This is a genomic window from Bacillus cereus (genome assembly GCF_002564555.1).
GTDB classification, from domain to species: domain Bacteria; phylum Bacillota; class Bacilli; order Bacillales; family Bacillaceae_G; genus Bacillus_A; species Bacillus_A cereus_K.
This window is the reverse complement of record NZ_NUVD01000082.1, coordinates 88,964-114,459: the sequence shown is the minus strand read 5'-3', so window position 1 is coordinate 114,459 and position 25,496 is coordinate 88,964. Positions and strand designations below refer to the sequence as shown.

Sequence of the window (25,496 nt, the reverse complement as noted above, 5' to 3'; positions counted from 1 at the left end):
CATGCGTAGCTGCGGTCAGTTCCTTTTCCTGCCCCGTCTCTGGTTAAAACAGAGCTATGAAGTTGATGCCGATTTCATTTTGGTTTTACTAAGCTGGCATTACATTTCCGTTTAAAAAACTCTCCTTTTTGTTTGAAGAGAGCATCTAACTATGCGTAGCTGCGGTCAGTTCCTTTTTCTGCCCCGTCTCTGGTTAAAACAGAGCTATGATGCTGATTTTATTTTTATTTTACTAAGCTGCAATTTATCTCACTTTAATAAATAAGAGGCTAATTATTAGCCCAAAAATAGCGGGTTACAAAGGAAAAACCATATTTAATATCGCTCTTAGTTTAGCCTTCTTTTTTAAAAATACAACGATTACTCTTATTTCATAATTTACGAAATCACTAAGATTTTTTTACAAAATTTACAAATTATTATTTTGTATATCTTTCTAGGTAACATCCATACTATGAGTACAAACTTAATTACCGATGGATTAGCGCCAACCGGGGCGATAATCTGGTTCAAATCCAGCTAGTCCAACCAAAAAAACTTTTATAACTCTAAGGAGGATATATTCCTATGGCAAACCAAAGTTCTTACAATCAATTAGTAGTACCAGGTGCAACAGCTGCAATCGATCAAATGAAGTACGAAATCGCTCAAGAATTTGGTGTACAATTAGGAGCAGATTCTACGGCTCGCGCTAACGGTTCTGTTGGTGGAGAAATTACAAAACGTCTAGTTGCAATGGCTGAGCAAAGCCTTGGCGGATTCCAAAAATAAACATATATGGCAAAAAGGTCTCAAGGCATATGCCTTGAGACCTTTCTTACTTATTGAAGCATTTGTAAAAACTTCTTCGTTCGTTCTTCTTTTGGATTTGTAAATACATCTTCTGGTGTACCTTGTTCGACAACGACACCGCCATCCATGAAAATAACGCGATTCGCAATTTGATGAGCAAAACGCATCTCATGCGTTACAATGACCATCGTCATGCCTTCTTTAGCAAGTTCTTTCATTACTTTCAGAACTTCTTGAACTAGTTCCGGATCAAGTGCTGACGTCGGTTCGTCGAATAGTAACACTTCTGGTTCCATCGCAAGCGCGCGAGCAATTCCAACGCGCTGTTGTTGTCCACCTGATAATTGGAACGGATATAAGTCCACTTTATCTGCTAAACCAACTTTTTCAAGGAAATAGTTTGCTTTTTTCTTCGCTTCTTCTTTCCCCATCTTTTTCACTGTAACGAGCCCTTCCATTACATTTTGAAGTGCTGTTAAATGCGGGAATAGGTTATGGTGTTGGAATACCATACCTGTTTGCGTACGAAGATTTACAATATCTTTTTTCGTTACTTTTTTCGAGAAGTCTAATGATTCCTCGCCGATACGAATAGTACCAGCGTTCGGCGTTTCTAGTACGTTTAAACAACGTAGAAACGTCGTTTTACCAGATCCAGATGGCCCGATAATAACAACAACCTCGCCCTTCTCAACTGTTAAATCTATATGCTTTAGTACGGTATTATCTCCGAAACTTTTTTGTAAATGTTGAATTGAAATCATAAAAACAAAAACTCCTTTTATGAAAGGATTATTTTAGAGTGTAACGTTCTGAACGTTTTTCTAATATTTGTTGCACAATAGATAATAAGAAGCAAATTACCCAATAAATAAGACCTGCTTCGAAATAAACAATTAAAAACTCGTAGTTCATTGCCGCAATTTCCTGCGCTTTTCGGAACATTTCTGTTACTAAAATTAACGATGCTAATGAAGTATCTTTCACTAAGCTAATAAATGTATTCGAAAGCGGCGGAATGGATACGCGCGTTGCTTGCGGTAAAATAACACGTTTTAATGCTTGCGGGTATGTCATCCCAATTGTATACGCTGCTTCCCACTGTCCTTTCGGGATTGAAAGGATAGAAGCACGAATAATTTCAGATGCATACGCACCGACATTTAATGAAAATCCAATCACAGCTGCTGTATATGGCTCAACTTCAATATTAAGAGTTGGAAGACCATAGAAAATAATAAATAACTGTACAAGAAGTGGTGTTCCGCGAATGATAGATACATAGATACGAGCAATCCATTGTAAAATACGACTACCTGAAATACGTGCAAGTGCTGTTAACGTCGCAAGTATAATACCGATAATAAACGTAATTAGCGATAATGGAATTGTCGTAAAGACAGCTTCCTTCAGCATAGGCGCGAAGGAAGTCTGCATAATATCTATCCATGTAGACAGGCGATCTGAAACCAATGCACTACTTAGATACATTTTCACCGAACCATTTTTTCGTTATTTTATCGTACGTACCATCTTTTTTCATATCTTCTAACGCTTTATTTACTTCTTGTACAAGTTTATCGCTACCTTTACGGAATAAGAACCCACTTTGTGACGCTTCTTTTTCTGTGTCTACAATTTTAATTTTTGCATCTTTCTTTGTTTCTAAATAGTTTAATACTGATAATTTATCATTAATTGTGAAATCAACGCGACCAGTGTTTAATAATTCTGCCGCTTGGCTAAATCCTTCTACACCTTCGATTTCCGCACCATTTTTCTTGGCGATATCTGCATAGTTACTCGTTAAAGATTGCGCTCCTTTTAATCCTTTTACATCAGCAAATGTAGCAGGCTTATCTTTATCTTTTGCGATAACTAATGCTGCTGAAGAAGAAATGTATGGACTAGAGAAGTCATATTTCTTTTGGCGGTCTTCACGAATACCAACTTCGTTCGCAACCATATCGAAACGTTTCGCATCTACTCCTGCAAGTAAGCTATCCCATTGTGTTTCTTTAAATACAGGTTTCACACCTAAACGTTTTGCAACTTCTTCTGCTAATTCAACGTCAAATCCAGTTAATTTATTGCTTGAATCGTGGAATGTGAACGGTGGGTATGTACCTTCTGTTCCAATTACAAGTTCACCACTTTGTTTTACTTTTTGTAATGCGTCTTGACTCGCTGTATCTTTTTTCTCTTCTTTACCGCAGCCAGCTACAATCCCAATTGCTAATGTAGTTACTGCAAGCACTGAAAATAATTTCTTCATGATGGTAATCCTCCAAGTATTCTGATAGGAATTTAAAAACTATATTGATTGTATGCAATCTTGAACAATTTTTCAATGAAAATGTTCTTATTTAGTTTATCCTTTTTCTTCATAATCAAACAAAATGGAAAAATAACGCCACACACAAAAAATAAGTAACATTTTTTAATATAGCATTTATAAAGAAAAAGGTAAAACAATACTTCTTATGATTTGTCAAAGAGTTAACTCCATTCCCTTCACCTCGCTAAACAAAAAAAACTTGCGAAACTCGCAAGTTCTTTTCCCTATTATGCACTCTGATTTCCGTCCATTTGCGTTTTGTACATACCGTAATAACGACCACGTTTTTTCATTAATTCATCATGAGAACCTTTTTCTAAAATCGTCCCTCTATCAAGCACAATAATTTGATCCGCACTTTTAATTGTTGAAAGACGGTGAGCAATAATAAATGTCGTTCTCCCTTTTTTTACAACTTCTAGCGCTTGTTGAATCATCGCTTCTGTTTCTGTATCAATGCTAGAAGTTGCTTCATCTAAAATTAAAATAGCTGGATCAAAAGCGAGCGCCCTAGCAAACGAAATAAGCTGACGCTCCCCGGTAGAAAGCGTACTTCCCTTTTCTGTAATTTCTTCATTTACATTGCTCGCAAATCTTTCAGCACCAACATCGCGCAATGCTTTTACGATACGCTCCTTTGAAATACTTTCGTTTTCTAAGCTTACATTGGATGCGACTGTCCCGCTAAATAAAAATGGATCTTGTAATACAATACCCATATGTTCACGAATCGCTTGTTTCGGCATTTCTTTTATATCGTGCCCATCAATTGTGAGCTTTCCTTTTTCAAACTCATAAAACTGAAAGAGTACATTCATAATGGAACTTTTTCCCGATCCAGTATGACCGACAAGTGCCACTGTCTCGCCTTGTTTCGCTTCAAAGGAAATATTTTTTAACACTTCATCTTTTCCATTATAAGAAAATGAAACATTATCGAATTTAACATTTCCGTGTAAACGAGGTATGTGTTCATCTTGAACTGCTTCCCCTTTTTCGTCTAACAATTCAAAAACACGCTCTGATGCAACGCGCGCTTGCTCTAAATTCGCAAGCTGGTTCACCATGTTCGTAATAGGCGAGAATAATCGTGTTAAATAATCGACGAACGCATACAATACTCCAAGTGAAATAATACCTGTAGCACTTAATGACGCGCCGCCAAAATACCAAATCACGCCTGTGAAAGCAATATTTCTTAATACAGACACTAAATTATGCGAAGTTGCTGCATTTAAATTTAAAATTTTATTTTGATACTTAAAGTAATCGCCATTTAATTCTTCAAACTCTTTTTTCGTTTCACGCTCTTGACGGAACGCTTGAATAATTGGCATCCCTTGAATCGATTCATTCACTGTTCCGTTAATATCAGATAGACGTGAGCGCATTTTATGATTGTATACAGACGCATACTTTCTATAAAGAATCGCCCAAATAATTAAAATCGGGATGATGAGTAAACATAGTGCCGCAAGTTTCACATCAAGTAAAAATAGTGCAGCGAATATCCCTATAATATAAATGATACTAGAGACGAACGTCGCAAGTACCGTTACATATAAATCCCGAATCGCCTCAGTATCATTCGTTACACGCGAAACGATTTTCCCTGCTGGTAAATGATCAAAGTACCTGATCGGCAATGTTTGAATATGAGAAAAGACGTCTTCCCTCATAATTTGAATAATTTTGTTCGCTGCCTTCTGCAAGAAGAACTGCTTTCCATATGCAAATAATGACACAATTACTAATAGAGCAAAATATCCTCCACCAAGTAATAATAGGCGGTTTATTTCTGGTTTATAAAACGCAAACACTTCTTCCTTCGTTAATGCTTTCGCTTTATACACTTGCACTGCCTTACCATTTTGAACGGTAATCATATCACCTTTTACAGAACGTGACCCTTCAACACTTACCTTATTCGGTACAAAGTAATATTGAAAACCGACTTGCATCACACGCACTTCTTTTCCTTTTGTCTCACCTTGTTCAAAACGGTCAATTCGTTTATAGAAAGTGCCATTATAAGAAACAGCATCCTCACTCTTTTCCGTTTCATACCAAGGTTTCTCTATACCAACGATATGATCATCAATCATCGTTTTTGCAACGAAAGGACCGGCCAGCTCTGCAATAACGAAAACAATTAGCATTGCCATCGCTGCAAAAATCGGTCCTTTCACTTTCATCGCATATTGAAACAACCGTTTTGACACACTCATATTTTCACCCCACTATCCGTACTTTCACTTTCGCCTTGCTGTCTTTCAAACTGTTCAGCATACCAGCCTCTATTTCGAACGAGCTGATCATGCGTACCTTCTTCAATCACTTCACCGTCATCCATAACGAGAATCCAATCCGCATGTTGCACTGCAGATAAACGATGCGTCGTAATAATCGTCGTCTTTCCACTTCTTTCTGTTCTTATGTTTTCAATGATCGCCGCTTCCGTACGAGCATCAACAGCTGATAACGAATCGTCCAAAATTAATATTTCTGGATTTTGAATAACAGCTCTCGCAATCGAAATCCTTTGTTTTTGACCACCAGATAAAGAAACACCTTTCTCTCCAACGAGCGTTTCTAACCCTTCTGGTAAAAACTCTAAGTCTTTTTTAAACGCAGCAATTTCAATCGCCTTCTCCAGTTCTTCTTCCGTCGCTTCTCGGTTTCCGAATAAAATATTTTCTCTCGCCGTTTTAGAGAACAAAATATGTTCCTGCGGTACATACCCAATCCATCCGAGTACATTTTCATTCGTCATTTTATCTAATGTCACATCAGAGACTGCAATATCCCCATCTCCAAGTGGATATTGACGAAGAAGCTGACGTACAAGCGTCGTTTTTCCGCTTCCTGTTTTCCCGACAACCCCAAGTGTTTCTCCTTGTTTTAAGGTGAATGAAACCTTTTTTAAATTCATTTCAGTTGATGAAGGGTAGGAGAAAGAAACTTCATCAAATTGAATGTAATCAGGCTCTTGTACTACCTTTGGACTTTTCGGATTCTTCACATCCGGTTCATAAGTTAACGTTTCATTCACACGATCGAGCGACGCGTTCCCTCTTTGCATAACATTGATTAGTTCACCAATTGCAAACATCGGCCAAATCATCATCCCTAAATACACGTTAAAGGACACGAGCTCACCGAGTGTCACCTTTGATTGGAATACGAGGTATGCACCATACACTAAACCGATTAAATAACTAAGGCCAACAAGCATTTTCACAGTTGGCTGGAATAATGCATCGATTCTTGCTACCTTCATATTTTTTTCGTAGACGTCATCTCCTAAATGATGAAATCTGCCCTCATCTGCATTCTCTTGTACATACGCACGAATAACACGCACGCCAGCGATGGATTCCAGTACTTTATCGTTCATATCACCGAACGCATCTTGCGCAACAGTAAATCTTTCATGCAATTTCTTTCCATATATATTCATCGCATATGCCATAATCGGAAGCGGTATAAGTGCTGCTAATGTAAGCTCCCAACTGATTGTAAATCCCATCATACAAACGATTGTAAGCATATATAAACTAGAATCAACGAGCGTTAATATACCAAAACCAGCTGTCATAGCGATCGCTTTTAAGTCGTTTGTTGCTCTCGCCATTAAATCGCCAGTACGATTTTTTTGATAAAACGTCGGTGTCATTTTGAGTAAATGCCCCATAAATTTTGAGCGCATCGTCTTCTCAAGTACGAATGCCCCTCCAAACAATTGATGTTGCCAAACGAACGTAAGACCATATCCAACTACTGTAACTCCTATTAAAATAAGAATAGACTGTATAATTGCTTCGTTCGATAACGTTCCTGTTTTTATATTATCAATCGTAACCCCTAACACTTTCGGAGGAATGACTTCAACTATATTCACAATTAAAAGAGCCCCAATGGCAATACTGTATCGCTTCCACTGCTCCCTAAAAAACCATTTTAACTTTAGTAATACTGACAACAATGTAACCTCTCCCTTCTCGTTCTCATATAACTCTCACTTCTTTATCCACTATCCAAATCCATCACATTTACATTTCGCAACCCATACAATCTCATCACATTTTTCCACCTTCTAAAAGTTGTTTTATAGTAACCATACAAAGTATGGAAACAAGCAAATTGGACAAAAAAAAGCATACCGTCGCTTGACGATATGCATAAAAATGCATAAAAGCGTACGTCACGATATACGCAACGTACGCTTCTCATAAGACAAAAAGGTCCTATATATCCGCACGGGTTGCGTAATGATATGAATGTTTTCTGCCACTTAACAGAGCTAAGCCCATTACATTTACGAATACAATCATTACACACACCCCTTTCATTTATTTTCCATTTATAATCTTACAACTATATTGAGTATTCTGTCAATTGTTTTTTTACATATAAAATACACAATGAGTCCATTTGAAAAATATTATCCCCCCTACTATCACCTTATACTCGCTCTTACAAGTTGCTATTTTAGGAGGACTAATCATGACAACTAGCAATAAAACGGAGTATGGAGAGAAAGCTCTTCAGGAGAAACAATTGAAATTCCATCTCCATACTTACACGAAGTAATTGGACAAGTACAAGCAATTACTCGCGAAGAAGTAGACGAAGCAATTGTTAACAAAATCGACACTGGTTCTGTTCAAATTAACGGACGCACAGAGCACGGTCCTGACCACTTCCCATTCATCGGTGTAAAAGGTTCCGGTATGGGCGCACAATGTATTCGTAAGAGCCTTGAGTCTATGACACGTGAAAAAGTAACTGTATTAAACTTAGTTTAATCTTATATGTAGAAGCTGATTTAAAATTAGATCAGCTTCTTTTTTATACAAAAAATTTCCTATACACTTGTGTATTATGAAGCGGTTTAAACCCTACAGAATTGTATAACCTCTCAGCACTTTCATTTCCTTCTATATAACATAATCTAATATCTTCATACCCGTCTTCTAACAACTTATTCATACCAAATTGTAAAGCTTTACGCCCATACCCATTCCCTTGATAACTTCGTGCAACCATTACATTTTCTACTGTCCCTTCTCCTATCGTAACCGATGCAATTAGCTGGTCATGTTCTAAAACTACATACACGTTACTTTTATTGTTCAATTTGTATTTCTTTATACTATTCTCCGGAGCAAGGTAAGGCTTCATATCATTCATTTCATGCAACTCGTAATAACATTCCTGTACCATTGTTACAAACTGGTCAAAAAATCTATCCTCATATTTAATAAACATCATATCTGTTTTAGGAAAACTCCCTCCCTTATATATCAATTCAAGCGATCCCCACCATTTTTCAAATCCCATTTTCTTAGCAAAACCAATAGAACTGTCTAATTCAGTCCTCATATAAGTACACACAAAATCCGGTTTTATTTTAGAAATTAACTCTTCTATTTTCTTATATAGTGCGGAACCAATACCTCTTAAACGAGAACCTGGTGCTACATACACACGTATTTGAACAATAGACTCTTCAGCACTATTTGTATAAAAAGATGAATATGCGAACCCTTTAACCTCATTTTGGCTATATAAGAGAAAATGAGTAGAGTCCGACACAATATCATCCAAAGAACCTATCTCCCCTTCTATCCCCGTACTCTTTATTAAATCCAAAATCCCGATTCGATCCTCTTCTTCACTATAAGCACGTATCATTTCAATAATCCCCATTCCAATTAAATAATTAGTAAATCTCCTGTTCAAAATTCATTACATATTTATTCAATGAATCTGTCTCAAACCCTCCAACACCTTAATCACAAACTCTTCTCTATAATCTGATTATTACCATATCCATTGACGTATAAAAATCCATTTGTTACTCTTAAATACGTTAATTTAATATTTAAATCCTCATTCGTATCTCGGTGAGGTAGAGGTTGCAATCATTAAGAGTATCATTTCAGGAGATGTAGTGGCATTGATGAATGAATGAGAAAGGAATGGTTGCCGAAGTAAGTCGTGTCCACCATGCACGCTTGCTGGGTCTGCATTTAATAAGTGCAGAACTGTCACAAACGTTTTCGTTTGTGGAGAGCTATCGAGAGGTATGTCGTGGGTTTCTTATAAGATAGAAAGCATGTAGCGGCAGATTACGTGCTTTTTTTGTTTTGTTTGGGACTTCTCTTCCTGAGTTCGGAAGACATACATATCTCCTCGCTTGACTTGGTTATACTAACTTTGGAGGTATTTTCTATGCAACAAAAAAAATGGGGCTTTTGGGTACTAACAGCTTTCGTTGTCGGTAACATGGTTGGCGCTGGTATTTTCATGGTGCCAAGTACGTTGGCACAAACAGCAAGCCCACTCGGTGTCACTTTAGCTTGGTTAACAACAGGGTTTGGTGTTTTAATGCTAGCTCTTGTTTTCGGTAATTTAGCAATTCGTCGTCCTGATTTAACAACAGGGCCACAAAGTCATGCATATGCTTTATTCTCATCACCAAAAAAGAAAAAAATGGCTGGCTTCAGTATGGTATGGGGATATTGGGTGGCAAACTGGGCAAGTAACGTTGCCATCATTACATCATTCGCGGGATATTTATCACTCTTCTTCCCGATCATGAAAGATACACGACTACTATTTTCAATCGGTTCATTTAACGTAGAAGTCGGAAAACTAATCACATTTACTATTTGTTCCATCTTACTATGGGGAACTCATATTATTTTAACAAACGGTGTAAGCGGAGCTGGAAAACTAAACTTCATAGCAACTACAACGAAAATAACTGGATTCCTTTTATTCATCATTGTTACGTTATTTGCATTCGAAGCTTCTAAGTTTGGGCAATGGTACACACCGATGATCGATAAAGAAGGCGTATCACACGGTCTCCTTTCACAAGTAAACTTAGCTGCTCTTACAACGTTATGGGCATTTATAGGGATTGAATCAGCCGTTCTTTTATCAAACCGAGCTACCTCTCCCAAGACAGTAAAGCGCGCAACAGTTGCTGGTTTACTAATAACAGTGGCAATTTACTTAGGAATTACTATTTTAACAATGGGTGTACTTCACGTTGAGACATTACAAGCTTCGGAACGTCCATTAGCAGATGCATTAAACGCTGCAATGGGTCATGGCGGCGGGAAACTTATGGCATTACTTGCTCTTACTTCCCTATTCGGTTCCATCTTAGGCTGGGTTTTATTAAGTTCAGAAGTACCTTATCAAGCAGCAAAAGAAGGTTTCTTCCCTTCCTTCTTTACAAAAACAAATAAAAAAGGAAGTCCAATTTACTCATTACGATTAACAAACATTATGTCGCAAGTGTTCTTATTCTCAACATTATCAGGAACCATTGCGGAAGCTTATACATTCGTGATTACCGTATCAACTCTAGCCTATCTCATTCCATATCTCGTTTCACCAATCTTCCAGCTAAAACTAGTCGCAACTGGTGAAACATACAAAAATGAAATGCGGGCAAGAATTACGGATGGTATAGTCGCAGTGATCGCACTTTGCTATGCACTATGGGTTATTAAAACAGGCGCATCTGATATAAAAACGTTCCTTCTCGGAATCGGATTATTCGTAATCGGTTTTGCCTTCTATCCATTAATGAATCGTGATCAGAAAAAAAATAACGAAAAGAAAAACGAGCAAGTTGCATAACGCAATTTGCTCGTTTTTTCTTTTGTAAAACATATATAATAGAACAAAGAGGTGAAAAACATGTCAATCGAATCGCTATGGAGCAGTCGCTTCCAACAACATATTCAAAATATCATTACATACTTTGCACGTATGATTAACGGTTTACTATATAGCTTCATCATCGTCTCCTGTATAGGTGCTTACTATTACGCAAAGTTTCTTAAGACCACTCCTTCTACAGGAGTATCCTTATTGCTCATTACAATCGTCCTAACCGGGGTTATATCGAGATGTCCAATACGTACATTTATTCAAAAGCCTGATGCTGTCTATTTACTCGCACTAGAAGAGAAATTAACATCTTATTTCAAAAAGTCTCTTCTATATAATTACATCATTCAGCTTTTTCCATTATTATTTATGTTCCTTATTCTCGTTCCACTTGCCATGCAATCATTACAATTAACGGTACCTTTCTTATGTACAATCTTTATCGTTTTAATGGTTACGAAAGCTTGGAACATGTACATACATTGGATGTGGCGTGATAGTCATGCAAAAAACATATGGCGGATTATTCGTATTACTTGTAACGCCCTAATCATTTACATGCTGTTTTATACTGCAAATGTAATCGTATTAGGCGGACTACTCTTACTACTTGCTTTCCTACTACTATATACAAAAAAACAACCAGCAAAACGAATACCGTGGGATTACATAATCGAGCAAGAAGAAAAAATGGACATACGCTTTTATCAATTTGCCAGCATCTTCACTGATGTGCCGCAACTAAAGAAACAAGTAAACAGTAGAAAATGGCTTACGAATTGGATCGAACCGTTACTACATAAAAAAAATGCTACTTTCTTCTATTTACATACACTATCGTTTTTACGCGGCAATGATTATTTCGGTATATATATTCGCTTAGGGGTAATCGGTGCTTTCACCCTATATTTTGTTCCGAATATATACGTAAAAGGCGCTATCGCTTACGTCTTCCTATATATGATTTCTATGCAGCTTCGTTCTCTGTGGAAATATTTTTCGGGAAATATTATTGTAGCATTATATCCAATTACTACTGAGGAAAAAATGAAGCAGTTTCTTAGCTTAATTTTCATATTGCTAAGTATCCAACTCATTGTATTTTCAAGTGTTATACTCATTGCTACAGGACAATTTCTACATAGTATTATCATTATGATTGCCGGATTACTCTGGATCAAATTTATTATTGTACGAAAAACGAAGAAACGGATTTCCTCGTTTTAACGAAAAAGAGGCTGTATACAACAGCCTCTTTTCTCGTCCTAAAATTTCTTCTCACTATTCATAGGCAGCTCTCATATAGTGAAAATGACTATACAATTCCAATCCATAAGTTAAATAATGATTTTACACATATATAAATAAAAAAGATGGGATCCCTATTATGAACAACACTCCACCTTCAACGCCCCAAAACCCGGCAGAAACGAATAACCGTGAAGTGACCTTACAAACATTACGTGTTATCGGACTTATTGTACTTATTAGTGGCTACATATTAGTCGCTCTTTCTGAAGTAGGAACGTTAAAAAACCTTTTACTACAGCCAAATACCACTCCAAATTTAGCTGTAGTGGATCCGTTTTAAAAAGAAAAACATATCCTTCTTCTTTAAAGAATGTAACAATCGATTCATTCGGTTGGGCGAATTTTGTGAAGTTATGGATAGAACCATCCCCGTATTAAAATGTGAGTTTTTAAAAAAGGAGAAGAACCATGAAACGCAACCTAGAAAAAAGGCTTTCCTATCTATACACAGGTGAGTTATTTTCAGTCATTACTTTTATTTTCACAAGTTCCTTACTTAATTATGCTTATCCTACATTACATTTATATTCCCTATACTCTTTTTGGGTCTCATTTCTTCTTTTAGAGTTTATCTTATTACAAGGAACAGTTTACTGGTACGTAAAGTGGAAACGACTAAAAAAAGAGAAAACATCTGTTACACCTATTGGGGTTATTCAATATTTAAAAATGCTACAAAAAATAAATATAGGATTGATTATCACGGGACTTATTATGTTTATTATTGATTTTTCAATTTGGTATCCCCACTTACCTGTAGGCGGGATATCATTCGCCCTATTTATTTATGTGTTTGCATTATTTGAGTATATTAACTATTATCATATTCAGCTTTCATATGATAACACCTCTGATATTAAATATTTGATAAAATCAAAAAAACTAAAACAGTCCTGTATGAGTAAAGATTTTCAACGTATTTCATAAAGTGAAACTATAATCAGCCCGCACCAATCGGGATTTTACGGGCAGTTGATCTCCCACCTAAGCTCTTTGCTCCAGCCGAATTTTGAGGTGGGAGTTTTACTGTCCACAAATAGCGGGATAAAATATTAGATTCCACTTATGAAGACTTTAAGCCAATAAAAACTAAGTAATTTTTATGAATGAAAAAGAAGGTACTACATCCTTAGTAGTACCTTCTTCACATACAGATGCAAACTATTATTTAATTACTTCATCCATATGGTTTTTCAAGTTTAATAAATACTGCTCAATATTCGGATTCTTCACCACATCATAACAAGCAAAACTCTTTAACGGATTCATACCGAGAAACTTCTGCACACGATGTAAATGACTAAGCGTTGATTCTAAACTTTCCCCTTCAAAGAACTTCGTCTTATCCCCAAATGCTTTTTCAGGTGCATTCCAAGTTGTAGAAAACATATACTGCTTCTCTTTTAATAAACCACCTGTTCCATATTCATCTGCACCTTCAAAGAACAAACCGTATTCATATACTTCATCCATATACGTTTTAAATAATCCAGGAACACTAAACCAGTAAATTGGTGTTTGATAAATCACAACATCCGCCCATAAAAACTTTCCTTGTTCGTCCTTAATACTATATCCATCTTGAATCGTTGTTGTTTTCACATGATGATTCTCGCTTAATACCGTTACCATACAATCAACTAACGTTTTATTTAATCTTCCTTCCTTTGTACCGTATTTTTCATGTCCATTTATAATCAATATATTTTTCATCGCTTTTCTCTCCCTTATTTTTATTCCTCGGCTATTAATCCCAGTTGCTGTTTCAGTGTAAGATTATCTTCTAAATGCCAATCTTCCGTTATCTTTCCGTCCTTCACATGTAAAATATCAATCGCAAAAAAATTGATTTTTTTATCATTATGCGTTCCTGTAAAAGAAAGACGAGCTGTTACTTTATCTCCAACAACTAATAAATCTTCAATCTCACAATGTATATCAGGAACAACTTTACGAAAATTTTGTGCTGCAAACTTTAATCCTTCAACGCCTTGTGGGCGACCTTTTGGTAACGTATTATCAAAAAAGTTTTCAGTAACAGTCTGCGGAATAAGTTCCTCTTTACCTGTATCCCAAAATGCATAAAAACGCTGCGCTGCATGCACGATTTTTGTCGCTTCCTTTTTACTGAGTAAAGAATCAATCGTCATTGCTTTTGGCTTTGGCATTTCTTTTAATAACTGGATTTCAGCTTTTTGTTCCCCACTACACGCTACAAGCACGATACAAATGACAAAAAAACTAAGGAACGCAAACAACTTTTTCATACTCATGGAAATCACCTCCTCATACAAACCCTTTGTATTTTGTATTGCTATTGTATATGCACTAACTTCCTTTATGGAAGTAGTGATATTTTTTTCATATAGTTACCAAAAGTATAGTTTTGTGATACTATAAAGCAAATTCATTCAAAAAATTTTTATGGAGGCTAATTCCATGAGCAATATAGATCCGGTTGAATTAACGAAAGGTTTACCTGGCATTCCTTGTCCTATCGCTAAAACGCTTGACGTAATTAGTACAAAGTGGACGTTTTTAATCATTCGTGACCTTCTTATCGAAGGAACATTACGCTTTAGTGATTTACAAAAATCAATGGACGGTATTAGTCCGAAAACATTATCACTTCGACTAAAAGAATTAGAAACACAAGGAATTGTAACGAGAAAAGTATATCCAGAAGTTCCGCCGCGTGTAGAGTACACATTAACGGATAAAGGAAAGCAATTAGAAGGGATTTTTATTGAATTAAAACGGTTTGGATTAAGTTTGTAAAACAAAAACCCCTTACCGTCGTAAGGGGTTTTATTACTTCGCTAAACTTCCAGCTAGCTGCTTCTCTCTCCACATAAATGTAATGCCAAGACCAACTATTAAAACAACTCCTGAGAAAGCATATGGATAGTGAATATTTATATCAAATAATATTCCGCCCATCGCCGGTCCTGCAATATTTCCTAAACTCGTATACGTCGAATTCATTCCGGCAACAAATCCTTGCTCTTTTCCAGCTGCTTTTGATAGAAACGTCGTTAACGCTGGACGAAGTAAATCAAATGCTAAGAAAATAAAACAAGTAACTAGAAGTACCATCCAATAATTAAAGACTATAGTTGAAACGAATGCTAACACTGCTCCTACAATTAAACATATTTGAATTAACACTTTTTCGCCGAATATGTCTACCAATTTTCCAAACATAAATACTTGCACAACTACCCCAAAGATTGAGCTAATTGTAATAATGGCAGCAATATCTTTCGGCGCGAAACCAAATTTATGATCAGAGAACAGACTAAATACAGTTTCATATGCTGATAATCCAAAAGCAAGCACAAATACAATAATAAATGCGATCGCATACATTGGATTTAATGATTTCTTTAAATCCCCAAGAAAACTTGATTCCTTCGTATTAGCAGAAATCTCTGCAATTTGTTCTTTCGTTAACGGCTCTTTCAAAATAAAGATAGAAATCACACATGCTACAAAGGCAATCACTGCTGCAACGAAAAATGGCACACGTATACCATATTCTGCAATAAATCCACCAATTCCAGGCCCTATAATAAATCCAGTACTAATTGCTGCAGATAAATACCCCATCGCCTTTGGACGTTCCGGAATAGATGTAATATCAGCAACATATGCGGTAACACCAGGCATAATAAAAGCAGCACTAATTCCGCCTAACGCCCGAGCTACATAAAGCATCCACACATCTCTTCCTAATCCAAAAAGAAGCTCTGAAACACCAAAAATAAATAGTCCAATGATAATCATTTTTTTCCTACCGTACAGATCAACCCATCGACCCGTAATAGGTGAAGTAATAAGCTGAGCCATTGCAAATACTGCAACGAGATAACCCATCGTCTTCCCTGTTAAATTCATCTCATTCATAAAGGACGGCATAACCGGTATGATTAATCCAATCCCTAAAAAAGCGATAAATATATTACTCAAAAGAATGATCAATACCATCTTTTGTTCTTTTATCGGTTTCTTCAATTTTTAACACCTCTTCCTGTAAGTTCCTCTCGAAAGTAATACCCAAGAAGCTTTCTCTTTATCCCGTTATTCACGGACTCATAGTGAGTGAAGATGTCCCACTCATTTAAAATTCCACGCTATCCTTAAACACATGTATAAGTGCAATCTGAATGATTATCATTCAGTTTTTCACAGAAATGAACCTACCTTTTCAAGATAGGTTCACCTGACTGTTGTATCCCGATTAGTGCGGGCCAATAACCAGCGGGGAATGCCCCCAACGTTTAAAGTTTCCCTTTATTTCTTTATATGTAGGGCATGTGTTAAAAAATCTAGTACTTCTGCCTTTTGTAGCGCGACTTGCTCATCATCTTTATGATCATATAAATAAACTTGTTCCGCTGTTGATTCAACAAGAGCGATAAATAACTTTGCTGTTCTTTCTGCGTGAACCGAATCACGAATTTCACCAGCTTCTTTTGCCTCACTTAAAAATTCGCTTAGCCACATATAAAGAGGCTCATATACAGCTTCCCATTCTTTTATATGTTCAGTAGATGCCAGGCCCGCATACATTAATGCTTGTATTTCACGATATTCAGCTATAAAGTTAAACACTGCATCTATCACTTGCGCAACTTTACTTGAAAAAGGTGCATCGTTCTGTACTTTTTCTTTCACTGCAAGTATCATCTTCTCAACCATCACTTCTGCTATTGCAGGCATAACAGATAGCTTAGAAGGAAAATATAAATAGAACGTTCCTTGCGCAATGCCAGCCAATTTTACGATATCAGAAATCTTCGTTTTTTCAACGCCCTTTTCCTGAAACACTTCAATAGCTGCATAGACAATTTTCTCTTTTTTATTCATCATCTAAACCCTTTCACGTATTGAATGACTGTCACTCATTTTATAAAATAACTAGCTGTACTGTCAATTATCGTGCACTTTTCATAATAAAAATCTCCCAACAAATCGTTAGGAGATTCAACTTTTATATCATTTTCTTATGAAAGAGCCTTTAATCCCGTAACTCCACATACGATAAGAGCTACACTAATCAAACGTGCCTTACTTTTCGATTCCCCAAACAGGAACATATTTATTAAAACGGCTCCTGCTGTTCCAAAACCAATCCAAACCGCATACGCGACACTTACTTGTAAATACAAGAAGGATATATATAAGAATGCAAAGGAGGTTGCAAGTCCACCTATATAAATTGCTCCATTTGCTATCGTTTTATTTTTACTATACATTTTAAGACCAATTACACCGACTATTTCACTAATTGCCGCACAAAATACGAAAAACCACCCCATCTTTAAACAGCTCCTTCCATAGTCTCTTCTTTATTATCCGCCAACTTTAGACCGATAACACCGACTACAACCATCAAGATAAAGAATAGTTTTCCTACACTAAAACTTCCACCGAAAAGGAATACATCCATTAAGAATGTACCTACCGTACCAGCTCCGGCAAAGACGGCATATACTGTTCCTGTCGCAAGATGCTCACACGCTTTAGACAGAAAGTAAAAATCAACGGCGATAATCCCCACGATAATGCTCCAATGCCACCATGTATGTGCCGTATTAAAACCAAACACCCAAAAAATCTCAACTATACATGTTAATATGACATATAACCAAGCTTTATTTTCCATACCTCTCACCTTTTAATACTGACTGATTATCAGTCATTTTTTACTTAAAAAAATATAATCCCACACTAACTAATATTTAAAAACAACTATCAGCCTCATTTATCGTTATATTTGTTCAGTTATTAAGCTAACTACATATAAAAGTTGCTTATCTACACCCTTTCATATAAAATGACTGAATGTCATTCATTATTATTCTACATGACTAATTGATACAGTGTCAACACCAAGATTCTATTAACGAAAAAACATTTTAAATTTCTCAAATCCACATGTATATTTCTTAATAATCTGTCAATAATGCTAGTAACATAATATTTTCTCCATTCCCCCTTGGAGAGATCCCTTGAATGGAGCAGTTAGCTTTTGCTAGCTGCTCTTTTTCATTTTTCATCACGTAACAAGGAACAGATAATTTTTTAATCTATTTATTTTCCAAAGAAGCTTTGTATGCAATAATTTTATTTTCAAGCATCTTCTCTGTAATTACTAAGTTTTCTCTTTGCGTTTGAATAGATTTTTTATGATCTTCTAACAATTGCAAACGAGCCCCAGTTGTATGCTCCCCTTCTGTATATAATCTAGCGTATTCTCTTATTTTTGCTATCGGCATTTGTGTTTGTTTTAATTTCATTACAAACTGCAACCACTTTATATGTGATTCTTCATAAATTCGATTCCCATTTGTATCGCGATTTGCAATTAATATATTTTCCTTTTCATAATAACGTAATGTATGTGTGCTCACTCCTAATAATGTAGCTACCTCGCTAATTGTGTACATACTCATACTCCCTCCGCACGCCATTTACTCTCATATATTTTACTGCCAATAAAAAACATTTGACTTAGAGTATACTCTAACAAATAAAATCTAACCATAATAATTAATTTGAATTTAGGGGGATTTTATATGAAACATACTGTGATTACTGGTGCTAGTTCAGGCATCGGCTATGAATCAGCTTTAGCCTTTGCATCTCGCGGAAAAAATTTAATACTTGTGGCTCGAAGACAAGAAGAATTAGAAGGATTAAAATTGAAAATTAACGAAATGCATCCGGAGTTGGATGTTGTCATTCGAAGAACTGATTTATCTGTCACTGAAAATGTTTATAAACTGTATGAAAGCCTACAAGCTTTTCAAATTGAAACGTGGATTAACAACGCAGGTTTTGGTAATTTCGCCTCAATTGCTGAACAAAATTTAAATAAAATAGAGACGATGTTGCATGTAAATATAGAAGCACTAACTATACTCTCTTCCCTTTTCGTTCGAGATTATTCAATGATCGAGGGAACACAGCTTATCAACGTTTCATCGGGCGGTGGATACACGATTGTTGCCAATGCTGTTACGTACTGTGCTACGAAATTTTATGTAAGTGCATTTACAGAAGGGCTGTCTCACGAACTGAAAGAACAAGGCGCAAAACTGCAAGCAAAAGTTTTAGCCCCTGCTGCAACTGAAACAGAATTTGCGAAACGCTCATTTGATATTGATGAGTTCCAATACGATAATGTTGTACCGAAATTCCACACTGCAAAACAAATGGCACAGTTTATGCTCGACCTTTATGATAACGATAAAGTTGTAGGAATTGTCGACGGTTTTACGTATAACTACGAACTTAGAGATCCACTTTATAATTTTGCCGTGAGACAAACGAATTCAAATTCTTAATAACACTCTCATTTCTTATTGAAATATAGATGCCCACTATTATGTAAATAATAGTGGGCTCTTTTTCTCTATAAAATTTTCACCCAACATACCGAACCATCGCCACCTCATCACAATAATCAACCTTTGGACAATGTCTACAATCAATCCATACTTTCTCTGGCAATGCTTCTTTATTTACAAAATTAAATCCACACTTTTGAAAAAATACTGTTTCATACGTTAAGGAAATCACTCTTTTTACATTTATTTTCGTAGCTTCTTCCATCACATGATTTACGAGCATACGCCCTATCCCTTTCCCTGCATATGTATGCGAAACTACTAACGATCGTATTTCCGCAAGATCTTCCCCTAATACATGCAATCCAGCAACTCCAACAATTTCCCCGTCTTCTTTCATAACATATAAACATTGCAAATATTGATAGAGAGACAAAAGAGAACGCGGTAAAGCAACTCCCTCTTTTGCGTAAATTTCAATAAGATTATAAATTCCTTTCACATCACTCGTAACCGCATTAAAGATTTTCATATTATATCCCCTTGCTCCAACATTAATATTTATACCGTAAACTGAATTTTAATTCATAATTTCATATAATAATACATCTCTCTTTTCTCTCCGTCAATCACTTTTCTGAATTTTACACAAACAAAAACCAAGCAATCTAATCGATGCTCGGTCCTTCATTTCGTATCGGCAATACCGTCGAATATTTAATTTCACGCAGTGCTAAACTCGTCTGTATCCGTGTAATCCCTAACTTATTTAACTTTCTAATAAACTGCTCCAGCTCTTTGCGATCGCGATTCGCCACCTTTAATAAATAATCGTACTCTCCTGTTAAACAGTGACATTCTAACACTTCCGGCATCGATTCTAATTCTTTCTCCAACACTTCCAGCTTATCCGATTGATGAATATTCGTACTCATAAAAATAAAGCATAACAAATCAAACCCAAGCTTTTCTTGATTTAAAATCGCAACTTGCTTATCAATGAAACCTTCTCCATCTAATCTTTTTATTCTTGCGTGCATAGCAGCCGGCGATAAATTAACGCGGCGTGCTAGCTCTGCATTACTTACTTGTGACTCCTTCTGCAATATATCTAAAATTTGTACATCCAAATCATCCAACACTTTAATAACAGACGACTCCATTACAATTCCCCCTTTTTTCTTACCGATGATTATTCGAAAAAACACCTTATAATTTATATGAAACTGAATATTTTTTCACAAATATCATTTATAACTAAACATTTTATTGAGTTTTTATCATTATACAAAAGAATATATTAGATAATAAAGAAAAATGCTAAAATTATTTACAGTTCATATTGATTACAACAAAGGGGATTTTGGTATGCCTTATTTTTATGTCTTTTTACTATTATTAACAAGCTTATTATGGGGAGGAAATTTTGTCGTTGGGAAATCACTCGTCGATCATGCGTCTCCAATGACACTGACAAGTTTAAGATGGATGATTGCGATTGTTTGTTTATTACCGATGGTTTGGTTTAAAGAAAAGAAACTCTTTCCCCCACGTGCTGCCATACTTCCGTTAATATTGATGGGAATTACAGGCGTCGCCCTCTTTAACATCTTTCAATTTTTAGCATTAGAAAAAACATCCGCTACAAATGTAGGTCTTATTTCTACATTAAACGCGATTTCAATTGCACTATTTTCAGTATTATTTTTAAAAGAAAAAGTAAATACACTTCAAATTCTATCCATGATTCTTTCATTCTTTGGCGTTATTCTCGTACTTTTAAAAGGTGATTTCTCACTTTTATTTTCACTACATTTTAATAGTGGAGATTTATGGATGATTGCGGCAGTTTGTGTTTGGGGAATATATTCTGTTAGTAGTAAATGGGCAACAAAAACAACTACGCCACTTATGGCGACGTTATACTCTGGTATTTTCGGCGTTATTTTATTACTGCCATTTAACATCGGTAGCTTTACTGTTTCAAATATAAATACGTCTTTCATTACATCACTTTTATATACAGGAATCATTTCTACAGTACTTTGTATGGTATTTTGGAATATTGGCGTACAGAAATTAGGAGCTACAACGTCAGGAGTTTTTCTAAACTTCAATCCAATTTTCACTGCAATCCTAGCATTCTTTTTCCTCGGAGAAGAATTAACGTGGATACAAATTTTAGGCACAATTGTCGTCGTGACAGGATGTTATTTATTTTCTCATTTCAAAACTGTTGCTGTTCAGCCTACTAGAGCTTTCGTGCGGAAACATTCTTAATAAAAAAACATCGTAATCCGTGAAGTGAACCCGAATAGTGGTACATGAAAAAGGTTCATTACCCAGAAAAAACAAGGTGGAAAAGGACCAAAAGAGCTAATTGAATTGGAAAAGCTACGATTAGAAAATAAACACTTAAAAACAAAAGTATCCAACACAACTGTGCGAATTCAAGAAAAATCAAACCATCTATTCCCTAAAGAATATATAGGGAACAGATGGTTTAGGTGTTTTGAGATGTGTCCCGTTTTCAGGGTTCACTTCATGTCGTTCGTCTTTAATATTACAAAACAAATCATTTTGGCTTAAAATATCAAAAATTAACTTGTCCTATCTTATTACCTAAAAACATGTTATTTATTTCAGACATCGTATACATTTTTTCCATAATCATATTATTTAAATTGTTAAGTTGAAACTTAATCGAGGTTTCACTTCATACTCCCGAAAATACTTCACCTGATTAACTATCGGTTTAAAAAAATCATTTATCTTTCATGCGAGTAAAAATAACATCATACATATCGTTCCCATAATTTAAAGATCGCTTCACGCGAGAAATTGTTGCTGTACTAGCACCTGTCTCCTCTTCAATCTTTTGATAAGTGTTATCTTTATATAACATTTTAGCTACTTTAAACCTTTGAAATATTGTCTTCATTTCATTCACTGTGCATAAATCATCAAAAAAGCTATAACACTCCTCAACCGTTTCTAATGCTAAAATCGCCTCAAAAAATTCATCTAAATCTTTCCCACGTAATTTATCTATTAGCATATACTTACCTCCATCTTCATTAGAGCAGACACTACACTATAAGGGTCTTGCTTTATATTTAATTTACTTTTTCTGTACAATTTGCATTTTTACTACTGTGATGTACACTCTTATTTTTTCCATATGCAATACATTCGTAAATTAATATAATTCACCTTAATAATGCAGATTGTATATTTCACTTTTTAATACTTTAAGGAGTATACAGCATTATATCACTATTTTTTATTTTTGAACTGCGGCTCTTTCTTACATATTTGTGACGTTTTTTTATAAACTGATTATTGATATTAATACAATAATCATACTTCTTTTTTCTAAAATACATTTAACATTATAGTGAAGATATTTCTCTTCCTAATAAAAGAAAATCCCCTCTAAGCCTAATCCTTCCCTCCAATTTACGATGGAGTTCTTTTGAATTACTACTTAGAGAGGACAATATTAAATAATAGTTATTATAAGATACAAAACTTAGTAAGATTTAACCAACCTTTTTTATCTCTTTTGATTGAATTTTCGAGTTCCCAATAAAGCCCAAAATAATATGAATAACAGGAACTATAAAACAAAATACAGTGTATGGAAGGTACTCCAAAGTAGACACACCAAGTGTACCAGTAATAAATACACCACTTACCCCCCAAGGAATCAATGGATTAACTGCCGCCCCAGCATTCGCTAAAATTCCTGAAAGGTTTTTTGAATCCACATGAATTTTATCAAATTGTGATTTAAATGCTTCACCTGGTAAAATGACTGATAAATACTGTTCTCCTAGTAGAATATTCACTCCGATCGAACTTAAAGCAGTCATTAGCATTAGATTTCCTTTCTTACTAACCATATTGGATATTTTAGAAATTAGTTTTTCAATAACTTTCAATTTTACTAACAATCCACCTAATGCAAGGGCGAGAAGAATAAGCGAAACTGACCACATCATACTTTGCATTCCGCCGCGAGTCAGTAGTAAATCTACATCCTTTACACCTGTTTGAGAAACAAATCCATCTTGCATAAAACTAGCGATTTGCTTAAAACTAGTACTTGGGTAATACATATAACGTATAAATACTGAAATAGTGATACTAAGTAATAATGTAGGGATAGCAGGTACTTTTTTTCTAGCACACAAAAATAATACAAATACCGGAATTAATGTAAATACTGAGATTGAAAAAGATGAATGAAGTGTTTGGATGAGTTCTTCAATTTTATCTCCCCCTGATACTGAAGTGCCATTTCCTAAAAATATATAAAAGATTAGAGTTATAAAAAATGCTGGAATAATTGTTCGCATCATACTACGAATGTGTTCAAATAAATCCACTTCTGCAATGGCTGCTGCTAAATTTGTTGTATCAGATAACGGTGAAATATTATTACCTAAAAATGCACCTGATATAATAGCCCCCGCAACTATCGCTGAATTTAGTCCCATCATTTGTCCCATTCCTAAAAATGCAATACCAACAGTTGAAATCGTTGTGAAAGAGCTTCCCACCATTATTCCAACAAGGGCACAAACAGTAAAAACGGAAGGTAAAAAGAATTTTGGTGATAAAATTTTGAATCCGTAAATCATGATAGTAGGAATTGTTCCTGCTGCGATCCAAACGCTAACCAATATTCCGATTAGCATAAATATAATGATTGGTATTAAGCCTGGTAAAATTCCATTTTGAATTCCTTGATGGATTTTATCCCAAGAAAAACCTTTCACTCGAGCAAATAAAATAACAATACCTATCGCAATTAGAATTGGTACTTGGGGAGGTAAACTGAAGCCAATAATACAAGTTCCTATAATTGCTAATAAAACAACTAAAAGAAAAGTACTTTCTTTAATAGTTACATCTCTTTTCATTTCAATAAACTCCTTATCAGTTAAATGGTCACCGGATTCTTTCCATTTACCCTCATATTTCGTGAATAATTTCTCATTTAATGCCTAAGTTTTATATTGAATCCATATCTAACCATAAAAGGGCATAAACAAAATGTTCGATAAGTATAATATACTAATTAAATCCTACCTAAAAATGTTTATGCCCTCTCTATTCACCTAAAATATTACACTGTTAACGTAAATCAGCTTTATGATAGGCACCGTGCCATACTGGACCAACAAAATCATTAAAAACAAAACCAGATTTAATTCCTTCTGTTGTAAAATCTTTTGCCTTTTCCACAGCTGCTTGTATTGAAAGTCCTCTAGCAAGTCCAGCTGTAATAGCTGCTGCAAAGGTACAACCTGCACCATGGTTACAATTCGTTTGAATTTGCTCTGCTTCATAAGTAACAAACTCTACACCATCATAAAGCAAATCAATTGCACTATGGTTCGTTAGGGCTGTACCACCCTTAATCACAACGTTTTCAGCCCCCAAATCTTTAATTCGTTTTGCAGCTTCCTTCATATCATTTACTGTTTTTATCTCTTGCATTCCAGATAACTGACCTGCTTCGAATAAGTTTGGTGTTACAATTGTTGCCTTCGGTAAAAGAAAATCACGAATTGCTTTTCCGTTTTCAGGATGAAGAGGTTCATTTTCTCCTTTACAAACCATGACTGGATCAATAACAACATTTTGCATTTTATATGTTTCAATTACCTCACTCACGAGCTTAATAATATCTATAGATCCAAGCATTCCTGTTTTCATTGCATCTAATTTTCCACCAGAAAAAATTGTTTTTAATTGCTTTTGTACAAGTTCTTTATCAATTGGATGAACATGATGATGCCAGTTATGATTAGGATCCATTGTAACAATTGTCGTAATGGTACTTAATCCAAAAGTACCATACTCTTCAAATGTTTTTAGATCAGCCTGTAATCCTGCACCTCCACTTGAATCAGAACCCGCAATCGTTAATACTTTTTTCACCATCTTATTTTCACTCCTCAATTGTTCTTCTAAAGTGAAACTTTTCTTAGTGG

The 25,496-nt window shown here is 35.4% G+C and carries 26 protein-coding genes, 1 pseudogene and 1 riboswitch; of the genes and pseudogenes, 9 read left to right on the top strand and 18 right to left on the bottom strand.

Features of this window, described 5'->3' with window-relative positions; all coding sequences use genetic code 11:
* Positions 1-567: 567 nt before the first annotated feature.
* Positions 568-771, top strand: coding sequence for a small acid-soluble spore protein, SasP family (gene sasP / locus COI75_RS18775; protein WP_000013349.1), 204 nt, complete (start codon positions 568-570; stop codon positions 769-771).
* A 50-nt stretch (positions 772-821) separates the two neighbouring features.
* On the opposite strand, the gene COI75_RS18770 is transcribed toward sasP, so the two are convergent.
* The 5 genes from COI75_RS18770 to COI75_RS18745 form a co-directional block, all read right to left on the bottom strand.
* The gene (locus tag COI75_RS18770; RefSeq protein ID WP_000623614.1) at positions 822-1,556 is read right to left on the bottom strand and encodes an amino acid ABC transporter ATP-binding protein; all 735 of its coding nucleotides are present in this window, start codon (positions 1,554-1,556) and stop codon (positions 822-824) included.
* A 28-nt stretch (positions 1,557-1,584) separates the two neighbouring features.
* Positions 1,585-2,283 carry an amino acid ABC transporter permease gene (locus COI75_RS18765; protein ID WP_000281498.1) on the bottom strand — a complete coding sequence of 233 codons (699 nt, stop codon included), beginning with the start codon at positions 2,281-2,283 and terminating at the stop codon, positions 1,585-1,587.
* Positions 2,270-3,067: an amino acid ABC transporter substrate-binding protein gene (locus COI75_RS18760; RefSeq protein ID WP_000732863.1), complete on the bottom strand. Its 798-nt coding sequence runs from the start codon at positions 3,065-3,067 to the stop codon at positions 2,270-2,272. The genes COI75_RS18765 and COI75_RS18760 overlap by 14 nt, the downstream gene beginning before the upstream one ends.
* A 290-nt stretch (positions 3,068-3,357) precedes the next feature.
* On the bottom strand, positions 3,358-5,358 hold the full coding sequence (locus COI75_RS18750) for an ABC transporter ATP-binding protein (protein WP_000116598.1): 2,001 nt from the start codon (positions 5,356-5,358) through the stop codon (positions 3,358-3,360).
* A complete protein-coding gene (locus COI75_RS18745) occupies positions 5,355-7,115 on the bottom strand; it encodes an ABC transporter ATP-binding protein (RefSeq protein WP_000953788.1) in 1,761 nt (586 codons plus the stop codon). The genes COI75_RS18750 and COI75_RS18745 overlap by 4 nt, the downstream gene beginning before the upstream one ends.
* A 649-nt stretch (positions 7,116-7,764) precedes the next feature.
* On the opposite strand from COI75_RS18745, the pseudogene COI75_RS18730 reads away from it, so the two are divergent.
* Positions 7,765-7,938 (top strand): annotated as a pseudogene (locus COI75_RS18730) (aldehyde dehydrogenase family protein); the annotation flags it as partial.
* A gap of 43 nt (positions 7,939-7,981) precedes the next feature.
* Here the strand turns inward: COI75_RS18730 and COI75_RS18725 are convergent.
* Positions 7,982-8,827, bottom strand: a complete 846-nt coding sequence (locus COI75_RS18725) for a GNAT family N-acetyltransferase (RefSeq protein ID WP_002097562.1) — start codon at positions 8,825-8,827, stop codon at positions 7,982-7,984.
* A gap of 210 nt (positions 8,828-9,037) precedes the next feature.
* Positions 9,038-9,220, top strand: a riboswitch (Lysine riboswitch).
* A 147-nt stretch (positions 9,221-9,367) separates the two neighbouring features.
* On the opposite strand from COI75_RS18725, the gene COI75_RS18720 reads away from it, so the two are divergent.
* The 4 genes from COI75_RS18720 to COI75_RS18705 all read left to right on the top strand — a co-directional run bounded on the left by COI75_RS18720 (position 9,368) and on the right by COI75_RS18705 (position 13,063).
* On the top strand, positions 9,368-10,792 hold the full coding sequence (locus COI75_RS18720) for an amino acid permease (protein WP_001186280.1): 1,425 nt from the start codon (positions 9,368-9,370) through the stop codon (positions 10,790-10,792).
* A gap of 60 nt (positions 10,793-10,852) precedes the next feature.
* A complete protein-coding gene (locus COI75_RS18715; protein ID WP_000021396.1) occupies positions 10,853-12,052 on the top strand; it encodes an ABC transporter permease in 1,200 nt (399 codons plus the stop codon).
* A 160-nt stretch (positions 12,053-12,212) separates the two neighbouring features.
* Positions 12,213-12,416: a hypothetical protein gene (locus COI75_RS18710; protein WP_098448528.1), complete on the top strand. Its 204-nt coding sequence runs from the start codon at positions 12,213-12,215 to the stop codon at positions 12,414-12,416.
* Positions 12,417-12,544: 128 nt separating this feature from the next.
* Positions 12,545-13,063 carry a general stress protein gene (locus tag COI75_RS18705; protein ID WP_098448527.1) on the top strand — a complete coding sequence of 173 codons (519 nt, stop codon included), beginning with the start codon at positions 12,545-12,547 and terminating at the stop codon, positions 13,061-13,063.
* Between the two features lie 237 nt (positions 13,064-13,300).
* Here COI75_RS18705 and COI75_RS18700 read toward each other — a convergent pair whose 3' ends face one another.
* Both COI75_RS18700 and COI75_RS18695 read right to left on the bottom strand, forming a co-directional pair.
* Positions 13,301-13,849, bottom strand: a complete 549-nt coding sequence (locus tag COI75_RS18700) for an NAD(P)H-dependent oxidoreductase (RefSeq protein ID WP_000789792.1) — start codon at positions 13,847-13,849, stop codon at positions 13,301-13,303.
* Between the two features lie 20 nt (positions 13,850-13,869).
* The gene (locus COI75_RS18695; RefSeq protein ID WP_000061958.1) at positions 13,870-14,409 is read right to left on the bottom strand and encodes an ester cyclase; all 540 of its coding nucleotides are present in this window, start codon (positions 14,407-14,409) and stop codon (positions 13,870-13,872) included.
* Positions 14,410-14,575: 166 nt separating this feature from the next.
* On the opposite strand from COI75_RS18695, the gene COI75_RS18690 reads away from it, so the two are divergent.
* Positions 14,576-14,914, top strand: a complete 339-nt coding sequence (locus COI75_RS18690) for a winged helix-turn-helix transcriptional regulator (protein WP_000065116.1) — start codon at positions 14,576-14,578, stop codon at positions 14,912-14,914.
* A gap of 33 nt (positions 14,915-14,947) precedes the next feature.
* Here the strand turns inward: COI75_RS18690 and COI75_RS18685 are convergent, their stop codons facing one another.
* From COI75_RS18685 to COI75_RS18665, 5 genes are all read right to left on the bottom strand, one after another.
* Positions 14,948-16,150, bottom strand: coding sequence for an MFS transporter (locus COI75_RS18685; RefSeq protein WP_098385983.1), 1,203 nt, complete (start codon positions 16,148-16,150; stop codon positions 14,948-14,950).
* Between the two features lie 279 nt (positions 16,151-16,429).
* Positions 16,430-17,008, bottom strand: a complete 579-nt coding sequence (locus tag COI75_RS18680) for a TetR family transcriptional regulator (protein WP_098385982.1) — start codon at positions 17,006-17,008, stop codon at positions 16,430-16,432.
* 134 nt (positions 17,009-17,142) lie between these two features.
* Positions 17,143-17,457 carry a DMT family transporter gene (locus tag COI75_RS18675; protein ID WP_098448526.1) on the bottom strand — a complete coding sequence of 105 codons (315 nt, stop codon included), beginning with the start codon at positions 17,455-17,457 and terminating at the stop codon, positions 17,143-17,145.
* A gap of 2 nt (positions 17,458-17,459) precedes the next feature.
* A complete protein-coding gene (locus COI75_RS18670) occupies positions 17,460-17,804 on the bottom strand; it encodes a DMT family transporter (RefSeq protein WP_000428078.1) in 345 nt (114 codons plus the stop codon).
* Between the two features lie 424 nt (positions 17,805-18,228).
* Positions 18,229-18,588: a MerR family transcriptional regulator gene (locus COI75_RS18665; RefSeq protein ID WP_098448525.1), complete on the bottom strand. Its 360-nt coding sequence runs from the start codon at positions 18,586-18,588 to the stop codon at positions 18,229-18,231.
* A gap of 129 nt (positions 18,589-18,717) precedes the next feature.
* Between COI75_RS18665 and COI75_RS18660 the strand changes: the two genes are divergently transcribed.
* Positions 18,718-19,488, top strand: coding sequence for an SDR family NAD(P)-dependent oxidoreductase (locus COI75_RS18660; RefSeq protein WP_098448524.1), 771 nt, complete (start codon positions 18,718-18,720; stop codon positions 19,486-19,488).
* Positions 19,489-19,567: 79 nt separating this feature from the next.
* Here the strand turns inward: COI75_RS18660 and COI75_RS18655 are convergent, their stop codons facing one another.
* On the bottom strand, positions 19,568-20,023 hold the full coding sequence (locus COI75_RS18655; RefSeq protein WP_098448523.1) for an N-acetyltransferase: 456 nt from the start codon (positions 20,021-20,023) through the stop codon (positions 19,568-19,570).
* Positions 20,024-20,159: 136 nt separating this feature from the next.
* The gene (locus tag COI75_RS18650; RefSeq protein WP_098268736.1) at positions 20,160-20,654 is read right to left on the bottom strand and encodes an Lrp/AsnC family transcriptional regulator; all 495 of its coding nucleotides are present in this window, start codon (positions 20,652-20,654) and stop codon (positions 20,160-20,162) included.
* 205 nt (positions 20,655-20,859) lie between these two features.
* Here COI75_RS18650 and COI75_RS18645 point away from each other — a divergent pair, with 205 nt between their 5' ends.
* The gene (locus COI75_RS18645) at positions 20,860-21,771 is read left to right on the top strand and encodes a DMT family transporter (RefSeq protein WP_001146285.1); all 912 of its coding nucleotides are present in this window, start codon (positions 20,860-20,862) and stop codon (positions 21,769-21,771) included.
* Between the two features lie 484 nt (positions 21,772-22,255).
* Here COI75_RS18645 and COI75_RS18640 read toward each other — a convergent pair whose 3' ends face one another.
* The 3 genes from COI75_RS18640 to thiD form a co-directional block, all read right to left on the bottom strand.
* Complete coding sequence (locus COI75_RS18640) at positions 22,256-22,549, bottom strand: YerC/YecD family TrpR-related protein (protein ID WP_000904077.1); 294 nt, start codon at positions 22,547-22,549, stop codon at positions 22,256-22,258.
* A gap of 484 nt (positions 22,550-23,033) precedes the next feature.
* Positions 23,034-24,419 (bottom strand): Na+/H+ antiporter NhaC, encoded by a 1,386-nt coding sequence (gene nhaC, locus COI75_RS18635; protein ID WP_000817624.1) that lies wholly within the window; start codon positions 24,417-24,419, stop codon positions 23,034-23,036.
* A gap of 214 nt (positions 24,420-24,633) precedes the next feature.
* On the bottom strand, positions 24,634-25,446 hold the full coding sequence (gene thiD / locus COI75_RS18630; RefSeq protein ID WP_000239710.1) for a bifunctional hydroxymethylpyrimidine kinase/phosphomethylpyrimidine kinase: 813 nt from the start codon (positions 25,444-25,446) through the stop codon (positions 24,634-24,636).
* Positions 25,447-25,496: the final 50 nt, after the last annotated feature.